Origin of the sequence: Pseudomonas sp. I8001 (genome assembly GCF_013385345.1) — a bacterium.
Lineage (GTDB): Bacteria > Pseudomonadota > Gammaproteobacteria > Pseudomonadales > Pseudomonadaceae > Aquipseudomonas.
Map to the genome: position 1 here is coordinate 234,355 of NZ_JACAQC010000007.1, position 12,318 is coordinate 246,672.

Below are 12,318 nucleotides of genomic sequence, written 5' to 3' on the forward strand. Positions count from 1 at the left end.
CGTACACCGATCTCAAAACAAAGGAGATCAACTGTGGGAGCGGGCTTGCTCGCGAATGCGGTGGGTCAGACAAAGCGTCGGCGACTGACACACCACATTCGCGAGCAAGCCCGCTCCCACATTTGCTTTTCGGTGTTTTCGAGGGCGCATTTCACTCATCCACCCGCTTCGCCGCCGGCAAGGTGAACCCCGACACCGACCGCCGCAACTGACTGGCCATTTTTGCCAGGTTGCCGATGCTCTCGGCAGTGGCCGTAGAGCCCGACGAAGTCTGAGTGGTGATCTGCTGGATCACGTTCATCGTCAGGGAAATCTGCCCCGCCGACGACGTCTGCTGCTGCGCCGCGTTGGAGATACTCTGGATCAGCGCCGCCAGGGTTTTCGACACGCCTTCAATCTCTTCCAGCGCAACCCCGGCGTCCTGGGCCAGCCGCGCACCGCGCACCACTTCGGTGGTGGTCTGCTCCATGGAAATCACGGCTTCGTTGGTGTCCGTCTGGATCGCTCGCACCAGGGTTTCGATCTGTCGGGTCGCCGCCGAAGAGCGCTCAGCCAGGCGCTGTACCTCATCGGCCACCACCGCAAAACCACGCCCGGCATCACCGGCCATGCTCGCCTGGATCGCGGCGTTGAGCGCGAGGATGTTGGTCTGCTCGGCGATGTCATCAATCAGGCTGACGATGTCGCCAATTTCCTGGGACGATTCCCCCAGGCGCTTGATGCGCTTGGCGGTGTCCTGGATCTGTTCGCGGATGTTGTCCATGCCGTGGATGGTGTTGTGCACCACCTCGTTGCCCTTGTTGGCAATCTCTACCGAACGCTCGGCCACTGCCGAAGATTCGGCGGCGTTGGCCGACACCTGGTCGATGGACTGGGCCATCTGGTTGATCGCCGTGGACGCTTCGGCAATCTGCTGTGCCTGATGCTCCGACGCTTGGGCCAGGTGCATGGCGGTGGCCTGGGTGTCCTGCACCGCACCAGCCACCTGGCCGGCAGTGAGGTTGATGGTGGCCACCAGGTCGCGCAGTTGGTCCACGGAATAGTTGATGGAGTCGGCAATGGTGCCGGTGAAGTCTTCGGTGACCGAGGCGGTGACGGTCAGGTCGCCGTCGGCCAAGTCTTCAATCTCATCCAGCAGGCGCATGATCGCGTTCTGGTTGCGCTCGTTCTTCTCGGCGGTTTCCCGCAACTGGCGGTTGGTCTCGCGGACCATCACCAGGCCGATCAGGATGATCGAGGCCAGCGCCAGCAAGCCCAGCACGTAGCCGCCGATGGTGTCGAAAGTGCGCCCGTCCGCCAGGTTTTCAAAGCCGGTGGCCAGGTGCGAGGCTTCGTCCAGCAGGGTTTGCGACAGGTTGAAGATATTGCTCGCCGAGGCGCGCACCTGGAACAGCTGCGGCGAGGTCTCGAGGATTTCGTCCACGGAACCGGAGACGAATTCGAACAGCTCAGAAATCTCCGCCAACCGGGCGCGGGCGTCGTGGTCTTCAACCTGGGTGATGCGCAGCCCGGGATTGCCGTTGAGCATGCCACTGAGCACCACGCCAAAACGGTTGGCATCGCGGCCAAAGGCATCGGCGGCCTGCACGGCAGTCTCGTCCCCCGCGAGCACGGTGTTCACTGCCCCCAGGATGCGTTCGGCCAGCAATGACTGGCGCTGGGCCAACGCTACCTGGCTGGCCGGTGCGCCGCGTTGCAGCAGAATATCGACAACCTTTTCCGACTCCATCTGCAACTGCGGAACGGTTTCCGCCAGGGTCGCGGCCACTTGATGCAGCGACAGCACCGTTTGCTCGCTGGCCAGAATCGCATCGGCGTTTTTCAGCAGCGCTTCCCAGTCGGTCTGCACGGCGCGCATTTCGGCACGCACGGCGGTGGGTGCAGCGGGCAGGCCGGTGGCCGGGTCGCCTTTTTTCAGGTAACCCCAGCGCTGGGCAAAATCGTTGCGCGCATCCCCCAGCAGCTTGAACGCCGCCGCCTTGCCGGCGGCAGCCTCGGTGGCGTTCTTGGCGATGCGCTGGGACAGCACCCGCAGCTCGCCGGCGTGGCCGATGTACTGTTTGTCGTAGGTGGACTGGGTGTTGAGGTACGCGAAGTTGGCGAACAGCAGCATGATGAACACGATCAGCGCGATAAACAGCACGATGATCTGCGAGCGGCTGCGGGAGGCTTCCTGGGGTTTGACCGGGGTGACGGTACTCATGCGGCGACATCCATGAAACCTGGAGCCTGGGCCAGGGCGAAGGGGCTGAAGACCTGCCACAGCTGGTCGCCGTCGAACTGGCCCTGGATAAACGGCGCGCCGCCTGCGGTGCTCGTCGCCAACGCGTCTTGTGCGAAATGCTGCATGCCCACCACCTCGTCCACCAACAGGCCGACAAACACGTCCTGATACTCCACCACCAGCACCCGCCGTTGTTTGCGCGCCACTGACAGCTCAAGGCCAAGGAAACCGCCCAGGTCCATCACCGGCAGCAAGCGCCCGCGCAGGTTGGCCACGCCCTTGATCCACGGCTTGACCCCGGGCATCAAGGTACAGCGCGGTTCGTGCAGCACTTCCGCCACCTCGCCCATGGGCGCCACGTACCAGTGTTCGCCCAGGCGAAACCCGATCCCGCTCCAGCTGAGCAGCCGGGTTTCCTGGGACGGCAGGTCGGCAGCCAGCAAGCGGCAGCGGCGGTCGATGTCCAGCAGCAGCTCGAAGGCGGTTTGCGACTCGGTCATGGGAACGTGCCGTCAGCCGGCCAGCACCTTGTTCAGGGTGGCGATCAGGGTTTCTTCGTCCACGGGCTTGGTCAGGTAATCCTTGGCGCCCTGGCGCTCGCCCCAGATCTTGTCGGTTTCCTGATCCTTGGTGGTGATGATGATCACCGGGATGTGGCTGGTCTCGGCATCTTTGGTCAACTGACGGGTGGCCTGGAAGCCATTGAGGCCCGGCATCACGATATCCATCAGCACCGCATCCGGCTTTTCCTGACGGGCCAGCGCAACGCCATCGCCGCCGTTCTGGGCCTTGAGGACGGTGTGACCGTGCTTTTCGAGCATTTCGGTCAGTTTGTACATTTCAGTCGGCGAATCGTCGACGATCAGAACACGTGCCATGGTTTTCCCCACTTATCTAGTAGACGCAAGCCCTCGTGGGGCCCCCGTCAGTGTGCTTGTTCTACTGCGGCGAAGCCCGGTACATAGGCCTTGATCGCGCTCAGCAGTTCTTCCTTGCTGAAAGGCTTGGTCAAAAACTGATCAGAGCCGACGATGCGCCCCTTGGCCTTGTCGAACAGACCATCCTTGGAGGACAGCATGATTACCGGGATCGACTTGAACGCCGGGTTGTTCTTCACCAGCGCGCAGGTCTGATAGCCATCCAGGCGCGGCATCATGATGTCGACAAAGATAATGTGTGGATGATGGTCAACAATCTTGGCCAGGGCATCGAAACCGTCGATGGCCGTGATGACATCGCACCCTACGTTCTTCAACAGTGTTTCGGCCGTGCGGCGAATCGTTTTCGAATCGTCGATCACCATCACTTTCAAGGCGTTGGAATGCTGTTCCATATCTGCTCTACCATCGCCACAGCGAATAGGTTTTCGGTGTGTACTGCCTGATGTTGCACAGGACGAGCGCCAAAAGCCTCGGAATTCAAGGGCTGATGTGCCATGGCAGCCTTTTTAGCACAGTCTCAGAACGCAATCTATCGGCCGACCCGCGTGGTGGTTTTTCCTTGACCCACAACAGCCGCAGCGCCACTCTGACGCCACTTTTATGCGCCCTTATTTGCTAGAGGAAATCCCCCATGAGCGTTCGCGTCGGCATTGTCATGGACCCTATCGCCAGCATTTCCTATAAAAAGGACAGCTCGCTGGCCATGCTGCTGGCCGCCCAGGCCCGCGGCTGGAGCCTGTTCTATATGGAGCAGCCGGACCTTTACCAGGGCGACGGTGAAGCGCGGGCGCGGATGCGTCCCCTGCAGGTGTTTGCCAACCCCGAGAAGTGGTTCGAGCTGCAAGACGAAATCGACAGCCCCCTGAGCGACCTCGACGTGATCCTGATGCGCAAGGATCCGCCGTTCGACATGGAGTTCGTCTACTCCACCTACCTGCTGGAGCAGGCCGAGCGCGCGGGCGTGCTGATCGTCAACAAGCCCCAGAGCCTGCGCGACTGCAATGAAAAGCTGTTCGCCACGCTGTTCCCGCAGTGCACGCCGCCGACCGTGGTCAGCCGCCGCGCCGATGTGCTGCGTGAATTCGCCGCCAAGCACGGCGATGTGATCCTCAAGCCGCTGGACGGCATGGGCGGTACCTCGATCTTCCGCCACCGCGCCGGCGACCCGAACCTGTCGGTGATCCTGGAGACCCTGACTGCGCTGGGCACCCAGCAGATCATGGGCCAGGCCTACATTCCGGCGATCAAGGACGGCGACAAGCGCATCCTGATGATCGACGGCGAGCCGGTGCCTTACTGCCTGGCGCGCATTCCGGCCGCCGGCGAGACCCGCGGCAACCTGGCCGCCGGTGGCCGGGGTGAAGCCCGCCCGCTGACGGACAAGGATCGCTGGATTGCAGCCCAAGTCGGCCCGACCCTGCGCGAAAAAGGCCTGCTGTTCGTAGGACTGGACGTAATCGGCGAGAACCTCACCGAAATCAACGTCACCAGCCCGACCTGTATTCGCGAGATCGACAACGCATTTGGCACGAACATCGGCGAAATGCTGATGGCTGCGATTGCCGCCAAGCTACAAGCCAAGTGACATAGAACAGCCGGACACAAACCAACATTGCGTTATCATGCGCCACCTGTGAAACGCGCGATGTTGGTTTTCTTGTCATGACGCTCCCGTCCGATCTGCCCCCCGAACTCTCCCACAGCGGCGTGCGCCCGGCTGATCGGCTCGGATTTACCCTGTTTCTGGCGGCGTTGATTCACCTGGCGCTGATCCTCGGCCTGGGTTTCACCTTTGCCGAACCCAAGCAGATCACCAAGACCCTGGAAATCACCCTCGCCACGTTCAAAAGCGAAAAAAAGCCCGAAAAAGCCGACTTTCTCGCCCAGGACAATCAGCAAGGCAGCGGCACCCTCGACAAGAAGGCCGTGCCCAAGACCACTGAAGTCGCGCCATTCCAGGACAACAAGGTCAATAAGGTCACGCCACCGCCGGCGCCCAAGCCGGAGGTGAAACAGGCCGCACCCAAGGCGGCGGTCACCACCGTGGCGCCCAAGCCGCAAAAAGCCCCGACCCAGCGCGAAAAGGCCAAGACCGAACCCACGCCGGCCCCGCCGGCCCCGACGTTTGACAGCTCGCAACTCTCCAGTGAGATCTCCAGCCTGGAAGCCGAACTGGCCCACGAACAACAGCTGTACGCCAAGCGCCCGCGGATCTACCGCCTCAACGCCGCCTCCACCATGCGCGACAAAGGCGCCTGGTATAAGGATGAGTGGCGCAAGAAGGTCGAGCGCATCGGCAACCTGAACTACCCGGACGAAGCCCGTCGCCAGCAGATCTACGGCAATTTGCGACTGCTGGTGTCGATCAACCGCGACGGCACCTTGTACGAGGTGCAGGTGCTGGAGTCCTCCGGCCAACCGCTGCTGGACCAGGCGGCGCAACGCATCGTGCGCCTGGCGGCGCCTTTTGCGCCGTTTACCGGGGACCTGAACGACATCGATCGCCTGGAAATCATTCGCACCTGGCGCTTTGCCAAGGGTGATCGGCTGTCGAGCAATTGATGCTGGCGGTGATTTCCTGCGCATCCTCAGCTTGTCAGTTCGCCCCTCCAACGCCACACTAGCGGACATGAAAAATGTCAGCCCGACCTACCTCAAGCACCAATTCCTGATCGCCATGCCCCATATGGCCGACCCGAACTTTGCGCAGACCTTGACCTACATCGTCGAGCACACCGCCAATGGTGCGATGGGGTTGGTGGTCAACCGCCCGCAAGACCTGAACCTGGCCGATATCCTCGAGCAACTGCGCCCGGACATCGACCCACCCGCCAGCTGCCAGCACGTACCGATCTACATCGGCGGGCCGGTGCAGACGGACCGGGGTTTTGTGCTGCACCCCACCGGGCCGAAATTCCAGGCGACCGTGGACCTTGAAGGGTTGTCCCTGTCCACGTCCCAGGACGTCCTGTTCGCGATTGCCGACGGCGTGGGGCCTGATCAAAGTGTGATCACCCTCGGCTACGCCGGCTGGGAAGCCGGGCAACTGGAGGCGGAGCTGGCGAGCAATGCCTGGCTGACCTGCCCGTTCGACGCCGACATCCTGTTCAACACCCCCAGCGAACTGCGCCTGGAAGCGGCCGCCGCCAAGCTGCGGATCAACCTCAGCCTGCTGACCAGCCAGGCGGGGCACGCCTGATGGCCTTGCGTCTGATCCTCGGTTTCGACTACGGCACCAAACAGATCGGCGTCGCCGTCGGCCAGGTGATTACCGGCCAGGCCCGCGAGCTGTGCACCCTGAAGGCCCAGAACGGCGTGCCGGACTGGAACCAGGTCGAAGCCCTGATCAAGGAGTGGAAGCCCGACGCCGTGGTGGTCGGCCTGCCGCTGAACATGGACGGCACCCCGAGCGAGATGTGCCTGCGGGCCGAAAAGTTCGCCCGCCGCCTGAACGGCCGCTACAACCTGCCCTTCTATACCCACGACGAACGCCTGACCACGTTCGAAGCCAAGGGCGAGCGCCGTGACCGTGGCGGGCAGAAAGGCAGTTACCGCGACAACCCGGTGGATGCCATCGCCGCGGCCCTGCTGTTGCAGGGCTGGCTGGATGAAAACACCGCTTTATTTGAATCCTGACTGACGCGGCTTGCCGCGTCTTCTTACGTTTGAGCCCGGACCTTGCCTGCGCGAGGCCTAGAAGGAGCACCCATGAGCCTGCCCAATCCCGCCGACCTGATCAGCCAGATGGCGATCCGCCTCAAGGCGCACCTGGAACACCGTGTCATCAGCGAGCCGCGCTTTATCGGCATCCGCACCGGTGGCGTGTGGGTGGCCCAGGCGCTGCTGGAAGAACTGGGCAGCGACTCGCCCCTGGGCACCCTGGACGTGTCTTTCTATCGTGACGACTTCAGCCAGAACGGCCTGCACCCGCAAGTGCGCCCCTCGGCCCTGCCCTTCGAGATCGAAGGCCAGCACCTGGTGCTGATCGATGACGTGCTGATGAGCGGTCGCACCATACGTGCCGCGATGAACGAACTGTTCGACTACGGCCGCCCGGCCAGCGTGACCCTGGTCTGCCTGCTGGACCTGGACGCCGGCGAATTGCCGATCAGCCCGGACGTGGTCGGCGCCACCCTGTCCCTGGAAGCCCACCAGCGGGTAAAATTGTCCGGTCCCACGCCGCTCGAACTCGAACTGCAAGACCTTGCCCTTTAAACCGCCTTGTAAAGAGTCCCCGCGATGACGCCTCTAGATGCCAAGCGCCCGCTGCAGCTCAATGCTCAGGGCCAGCTGCAACACTTCCTGTCCCTCGACGGCTTGCCCCGCGAACTGCTCACCGAAATCCTCGACACGGCCGACTCGTTTCTCGAAGTCGGCGGCCGGGCGGTGAAGAAAGTCCCGTTGCTGCGCGGCAAGACCATCTGCAACGTGTTCTTCGAGAACTCGACCCGCACCCGCACCACCTTTGAACTGGCGGCCCAACGCCTATCGGCTGACGTGATCACGCTGAACGTGTCCACCTCGTCGGCGAGCAAGGGCGAAACCCTGCTCGACACCCTGCGCAACCTGGAAGCCATGGCCGCCGACATGTTCGTGGTGCGCCACGGCGATTCCGGTGCTGCGCACTTCATCGCCGAGCACGTGTGCCCGAATGTGGCGATCATCAACGGCGGCGACGGCCGTCACGCCCACCCGACCCAGGGCATGCTCGACATGCTGACCATCCGGCGGCACAAGGGCAGCTTTGAAAACCTCTCGGTGGCCATTGTCGGCGACATCCTGCACTCGCGGGTTGCACGCTCGAACATGCTGGCCCTGAAAACCCTGGGTTGCCCGGACATCCGCGTGATCGCCCCCAAGACCCTGCTGCCGATCGGTATCGAGCAGTACGGCGTGAAGGTCTACACCGACATGGCCGAAGGCCTGAAGGATGTGGACGTGGTGATCATGCTGCGCTTGCAGCGCGAGCGTATGGCGGGCGGCCTGCTGCCGAGCGAAGGCGAGTTCTATCGCCTGTTCGGCCTGACCACCGCACGCCTGGCCGGCGCCAAGCCGGACGCCATCGTGATGCACCCGGGGCCAATCAACCGTGGCGTGGAGATTGAGTCGGCGGTGGCCGATGGCGCGCAGTCGGTGATTCTCAACCAGGTCACGTACGGCATCGCCATCCGCATGGCGGTGTTGTCCATGGCCATGAGCGGGCAAACCGCGCAACGTCAATTCGAGCAGGAGAACGCCCAGTGAAGCTCAGCATTCTCGGCGCCCGAGTCATCGATCCGGCCAGCGGCCTGGATCAAGTCACCGATCTACACCTGGAAGCCGGCAAGATCATTGCCATCGGCGCCGCCCCCGCAGGCTTCAGCGCCAGCGAAACTATCGACGCCAAAGGCCTGATCGCCGCGCCTGGCCTGGTTGACCTGAACGTCGCCCTGCGTGAGCCGGGCTACAGCCGCAAGGGCAACATCACCAGCGAAACCCGCGCCGCCGCTGCCGGTGGCGTGACCAGCCTGTGCTGCCCGCCCCACACCAAACCGGTGCTGGACACCTCGGCGGTGACCGAACTGATCCTCGACCGCGCCCGCGAAGCCGGCAACTGCAAAGTGTTCCCCATCGGCGCCCTGAGCAAAGGCCTGGACGGCGAACAACTGGCCGAGCTGATCGCCCTGCGCGACGCAGGCTGCGTGGCCTTCGGCAACGGCCTGGAGAGCTTTCGCAGCACCCGCACCCTGTGCCGTGCGCTGGAATATGCGGCGACTTTCGACCTGACCGTGATTTTCCACTCCCAGGACCGTGACCTGGCCGAAGGCGGCCTGGCCCACGAAGGCGCCACCGCGAGCTTCCTCGGCCTGCCGGGCATCCCGGAAACCGCCGAGACCGTGGCCCTGGCCCGCGACCTGCTGCTGGTGGAACAAAGCGGCGTACGCGCGCACTTCAGCCAGCTGACCAGCGCTCGCGGCGTGGCCCTGATCGCTCAGGCCCAAGCCCGCGGATTGCCGGTGACGGCGGATGTGGCGCTGTATCAGCTGATTCTGACGGATGAGGCGCTGATCGACTTCTCCAGCCTGTATCACGTGCAGCCGCCACTGCGTACCCGCGCTGACCGTGACGGTTTGCGGGCGGCGGTGAAGTCCGGGGTGGTTTCGGCGATTTCCAGCCATCACCAACCCCACGAGCGGGATGCCAAGCTGGCGCCGTTCGGCGCGACGGAGCCAGGCATCAGCAGCGTCGAGCTGTTGCTGCCGCTGGCAATGACGTTGGTGGAAGATGGTTTGCTGGACCTGCCGACCCTGCTGGCGCGTCTCAGTGCGGGCCCTGCCGAGGCGCTGCGCCTGCCGGCGGGCAAGCTGGCGGTGGGCTCGGCGGCGGACCTGGTGCTGTTTGATCCGGCCAGCTCCACGATTGCCGGGGAACACTGGCTGTCCAAGGGTGAAAACTGCCCATTCATCGGCCATAGCCTGCCGGCGACTGTGCGGTACACGCTGGTGGATGGGCGGATCAGCTACCAGGCTTAAATCCAATCCGGAGTGGGCACAGTAAATGTGGGAGCGGGCTTGCTCGCGAAAGCGGTGGGTCAGTCAATAGAGATGTCGACTGACACATCGCATTCGCGAGCAAGCCCGCTCCCACATTTGGATCTTCACAAATCTTATCGGCCGCCGTTGCGCTCGGCATTGCGGATCGAAATCTGCGTATTCAGCGTCCAGAAGTCATACAGCACCCCGATCAGGAACAAGCCCCCGGTCAGCAGGTAAATGATCCCGCTGATCCATTTGCCCTGATACATGCGGTGCAAACCGAACACACCCAGGAACGCCAACAGAATCCAGGCCACGTTGTACTCGATCGGCCCGGCGGTAAATCGCAGGTCCGCTTCGCGGTCCATTGCCGGAATCAGGAACAAGTCGATCAACCAGCCAATCCCGAACAAACCGAAGGTGAAAAACCAGATCGTCCCGGTCACCGGCTTGCCGTAATAAAAGCGGTGAGCACCGGTAAAACCGAAAATCCAAAGCAGGTAGCCGATCACCTTGCTGTGGGTGTCTTGTTGCGAAACATCCTGTCGATAGGTGTTCATGGAGTACCTCTTTAGCCTCGATAGATAAATATTTCTGGTTTCTTTGTGACTTTTTTACGGGCGCCCGACATGCGGCAAATGGTATCTTCGCTTCCCTCAAAGCCTTATACCGCCTGACTTGTGTAGGACAATCGCGGCAATTCGTCACGGTTTTCCTGAATTTGACCCCAGGGTTCAGTCGACAAACGGCCTTAGCACGACACAAAAAGCTGTTATAAAGTTGCGCGCAAACCAAAAAGAGCCACGCCTAATGCGACCATTTTTCAAGACATGGCTAACCATTTGCCTATTAATGCCACTGGCCGCCCACGCCACCAATCGTGAGCAACGACTTCCGAACGTTAACGGTTTCACCCCTAAAGTTCACGCCACCACCAGCTCCGCCAAATCGGTAAAGCTGACCGTGAAGCGCCCGACTCAACTGAGCAAGGCCCACGGTAATGCAGCGCCAGGGCTGATGGCCGTCAACACCAAGCAAAGCAGCAACGTCCTCAGCCGTGCCGTCAACGTGCTCGGTACTCCTTATCGTTGGGGCGGCAGCAGCCCAAGTAAAGGGTTCGACTGCAGTGGTTTGGTGAAATATGCGTTTAACGACGTAAAAGCCGTGGATTTGCCGCGCACTTCCAACGCCATGGCCGCCGGCCACGGGCTGAAGGTTGAGCGCAAGGATTTGAAACCGGGTGACCTGCTGTTCTTCAAACTGAAGAGCCGCCAGGTGAACCACGTTGCCATCTACCTGGGCAACGACCGTTTCATCCACGCACCGCGTCGTGGCAAGTCCGTGAGCATCGATACGCTGAAGAAGCCGTTCTGGGACAAGAACTACGTGATTGCCAAGCGTGTCCTGCCTAAAGAACAGAACAACCTGCGGATTGTGCAGCGCTGATTGATCGTTCCCACGCTCTGCGTGGGAATGCCTCACTGGACGCTCCGCGTCCGCTCCTGTGACGCAGAGCGTCACGGGCTGCGTTCCCACGCAGAGCGTGGGAACGATCATGATCTTAAATATCCCCGGGCACCCTCGCCTTCTCCCGGGCATGTTCCCGGCTGATCAGCCCCTGGCTGACCAACGCCTTCAAACTCATGTCCAGCGTCGTCATCCCCAGCGCCCCACCCGTCTGGATCGCCGAATACATCTGCGCCACCTTGTCCTCGCGGATCAAATTACGAATCGCCGGTGTGCCGAGCATGATTTCGTGAGCCGCCACCCGCCCGCCGCCGACCTTCTTCACCAGCACCTGGGACACCACCGCCTGCAATGACTCCGAGAGCATCGAGCGGACCATGGTCTTTTCCCCCGCCGGAAACACATCCACCACCCGGTCCACGGTTTTAGCCGCCGACGTGGTGTGCAACGTGCCAAACACCAGGTGCCCGGTTTCCGCCGCCGTCAGCGCGAGCCGAATGGTTTCCAGGTCTCGCAATTCGCCAACCAGGATCACATCCGGGTCCTCCCGCAATGCCGAACGCAGGGCCGCCGAGAAACTGTGGGTATCGCGATGCACCTGTCGCTGGTTGATCAGGGCATTTTTCGGGTGGTGGATAAACTCGATCGGGTCTTCAAGGGTGAGGATGTGCTGGCGACGATGGGTGTTGAGGTAGTCGATCATCGCTGCCAGGGTGGTGGACTTGCCGGAACCGGTCGGCCCGGTGACCAGCACCAGCCCCCGGGGCAAGTCTGCGATGCGCCGGAACACCTCGCCCAACCCCAGGTGTTCCAGGCTCTGCACGGTTGAGGGGATGGTACGAAACACCGCGCCCATGCCCCGGTGCTGCTGGAACACATTCACCCGAAACCGCGCCACCTCGGGCAACTCGAAGGCAAAATCCGTTTCAAGAGATGTTTCGAAATCCTTTTGCTGGTGATTGTTCAGCAAAGGGCTGAGCAACGCCGCCACTTGCACCGGCGCAAGTACAGGCCAATCGAGTGGCCAGACCTCGCCATCCACTCGCAGCATCGGCGCCAACCCCGCCGACAGATGCAGGTCGGAGGCCCGCAGGCGTACGCCGGCGGCCAGCAGTTCAGTGATATCCATAGGGCTTTCCATTTCCAGTAGAATGCCGCGGACTCCATATCC

The 12,318-nt window shown here is 62.1% G+C and carries 14 protein-coding genes; 8 read left to right on the forward strand and 6 right to left on the reverse strand.

Annotated features, from left to right (window positions below):
* Positions 1 to 151: 151 nt before the first annotated feature.
* From HX839_RS05585 to pilG, 4 genes are read right to left on the reverse strand one after another with little or no spacing between them, the layout of a single operon-like run.
* A complete protein-coding gene (locus HX839_RS05585; RefSeq protein ID WP_008434142.1) occupies positions 152 to 2,203 on the reverse strand; it encodes a methyl-accepting chemotaxis protein in 2,052 nt (683 codons plus the stop codon).
* On the reverse strand, positions 2,200 to 2,724 hold the full coding sequence (locus tag HX839_RS05590; protein ID WP_177066842.1) for a chemotaxis protein CheW: 525 nt from the start codon (positions 2,722 to 2,724) through the stop codon (positions 2,200 to 2,202). The genes HX839_RS05585 and HX839_RS05590 overlap by 4 nt, the downstream gene beginning before the upstream one ends.
* Positions 2,725 to 2,736: 12 nt before the next feature.
* Entirely contained in the window at positions 2,737 to 3,102 is a 366-nt protein-coding gene (gene pilH, locus HX839_RS05595; RefSeq protein ID WP_003213734.1) for a twitching motility response regulator PilH, read from the reverse strand.
* A gap of 47 nt (positions 3,103 to 3,149) precedes the next feature.
* Complete coding sequence (pilG, locus tag HX839_RS05600) at positions 3,150 to 3,557, reverse strand: twitching motility response regulator PilG (protein WP_003213736.1); 408 nt, start codon at positions 3,555 to 3,557, stop codon at positions 3,150 to 3,152.
* A 239-nt stretch (positions 3,558 to 3,796) separates the two neighbouring features.
* On the opposite strand from pilG, the gene gshB reads away from it, so the two are divergent.
* From gshB to HX839_RS05635, 7 genes are all read left to right on the forward strand, one after another.
* Entirely contained in the window at positions 3,797 to 4,750 is a 954-nt protein-coding gene (gene gshB, locus HX839_RS05605) for a glutathione synthase (protein ID WP_003213738.1), read from the forward strand.
* A gap of 77 nt (positions 4,751 to 4,827) precedes the next feature.
* Positions 4,828 to 5,727: an energy transducer TonB gene (locus HX839_RS05610; RefSeq protein ID WP_003213740.1), complete on the forward strand. Its 900-nt coding sequence runs from the start codon at positions 4,828 to 4,830 to the stop codon at positions 5,725 to 5,727.
* A 67-nt stretch (positions 5,728 to 5,794) separates the two neighbouring features.
* Entirely contained in the window at positions 5,795 to 6,364 is a 570-nt protein-coding gene (locus HX839_RS05615; RefSeq protein WP_003213742.1) for a YqgE/AlgH family protein, read from the forward strand.
* Entirely contained in the window at positions 6,364 to 6,801 is a 438-nt protein-coding gene (gene ruvX / locus HX839_RS05620; RefSeq protein WP_003213744.1) for a Holliday junction resolvase RuvX, read from the forward strand. The genes HX839_RS05615 and ruvX overlap by 1 nt, the downstream gene beginning before the upstream one ends.
* Positions 6,802 to 6,873: 72 nt before the next feature.
* Positions 6,874 to 7,380, forward strand: coding sequence for a bifunctional pyr operon transcriptional regulator/uracil phosphoribosyltransferase PyrR (gene pyrR, locus HX839_RS05625; RefSeq protein WP_177066843.1), 507 nt, complete (start codon positions 6,874 to 6,876; stop codon positions 7,378 to 7,380).
* Between the two features lie 24 nt (positions 7,381 to 7,404).
* Positions 7,405 to 8,409 (forward strand): aspartate carbamoyltransferase catalytic subunit, encoded by a 1,005-nt coding sequence (locus HX839_RS05630; protein ID WP_003213748.1) that lies wholly within the window; start codon positions 7,405 to 7,407, stop codon positions 8,407 to 8,409.
* Complete coding sequence (locus tag HX839_RS05635) at positions 8,406 to 9,677, forward strand: dihydroorotase (protein WP_003213750.1); 1,272 nt, start codon at positions 8,406 to 8,408, stop codon at positions 9,675 to 9,677. Before HX839_RS05630 ends, HX839_RS05635 begins: the two co-directional genes overlap by 4 nt.
* 134 nt (positions 9,678 to 9,811) lie before the next feature.
* On the opposite strand, the gene HX839_RS05640 is transcribed toward HX839_RS05635, so the two are convergent.
* Positions 9,812 to 10,240 carry a TM2 domain-containing protein gene (locus tag HX839_RS05640; RefSeq protein ID WP_003213752.1) on the reverse strand — a complete coding sequence of 143 codons (429 nt, stop codon included), beginning with the start codon at positions 10,238 to 10,240 and terminating at the stop codon, positions 9,812 to 9,814.
* A 250-nt stretch (positions 10,241 to 10,490) separates the two neighbouring features.
* Between HX839_RS05640 and HX839_RS05645 the strand changes: the two genes are divergently transcribed.
* A complete protein-coding gene (locus HX839_RS05645; protein WP_023659314.1) occupies positions 10,491 to 11,126 on the forward strand; it encodes a C40 family peptidase in 636 nt (211 codons plus the stop codon).
* Positions 11,127 to 11,241: 115 nt separating this feature from the next.
* Here HX839_RS05645 and HX839_RS05650 read toward each other — a convergent pair whose 3' ends face one another.
* On the reverse strand, positions 11,242 to 12,276 hold the full coding sequence (locus HX839_RS05650; RefSeq protein ID WP_177009098.1) for a type IV pilus twitching motility protein PilT: 1,035 nt from the start codon (positions 12,274 to 12,276) through the stop codon (positions 11,242 to 11,244).
* Positions 12,277 to 12,318 lie beyond the last annotated feature (42 nt).

Excerpts from the sequence above, each read along its gene's own strand:
- pilH (WP_003213734.1), bottom strand. The coding sequence starts at position 3,102 with ATGGCACGTGTTCTGATCGTCGACGATTCGCCGACTGAAATGTACAAA.
- HX839_RS05585 (WP_008434142.1), bottom strand. The coding sequence starts at position 2,203 with ATGAGTACCGTCACCCCGGTCAAACCCCAGGAAGCCTCCCGCAGCCGC.
- pyrR (WP_177066843.1), top strand. The coding sequence starts at position 6,874 with ATGAGCCTGCCCAATCCCGCCGACCTGATCAGCCAGATGGCGATCCGC.
- gshB (WP_003213738.1), top strand. The coding sequence starts at position 3,797 with ATGAGCGTTCGCGTCGGCATTGTCATGGACCCTATCGCCAGCATTTCC.
- HX839_RS05640 (WP_003213752.1), bottom strand. The coding sequence starts at position 10,240 with ATGAACACCTATCGACAGGATGTTTCGCAACAAGACACCCACAGCAAG.
- HX839_RS05610 (WP_003213740.1), top strand. The coding sequence starts at position 4,828 with ATGACGCTCCCGTCCGATCTGCCCCCCGAACTCTCCCACAGCGGCGTG.
- HX839_RS05590 (WP_177066842.1), bottom strand. The coding sequence starts at position 2,724 with ATGACCGAGTCGCAAACCGCCTTCGAGCTGCTGCTGGACATCGACCGC.
- pilG (WP_003213736.1), bottom strand. The coding sequence starts at position 3,557 with ATGGAACAGCATTCCAACGCCTTGAAAGTGATGGTGATCGACGATTCG.
- HX839_RS05615 (WP_003213742.1), top strand. The coding sequence starts at position 5,795 with ATGAAAAATGTCAGCCCGACCTACCTCAAGCACCAATTCCTGATCGCC.
- HX839_RS05650 (WP_177009098.1), bottom strand. The coding sequence starts at position 12,276 with ATGGATATCACTGAACTGCTGGCCGCCGGCGTACGCCTGCGGGCCTCC.
- HX839_RS05630 (WP_003213748.1), top strand. The coding sequence starts at position 7,405 with ATGACGCCTCTAGATGCCAAGCGCCCGCTGCAGCTCAATGCTCAGGGC.
- ruvX (WP_003213744.1), top strand. The coding sequence starts at position 6,364 with ATGGCCTTGCGTCTGATCCTCGGTTTCGACTACGGCACCAAACAGATC.
- HX839_RS05645 (WP_023659314.1), top strand. The coding sequence starts at position 10,491 with ATGCGACCATTTTTCAAGACATGGCTAACCATTTGCCTATTAATGCCA.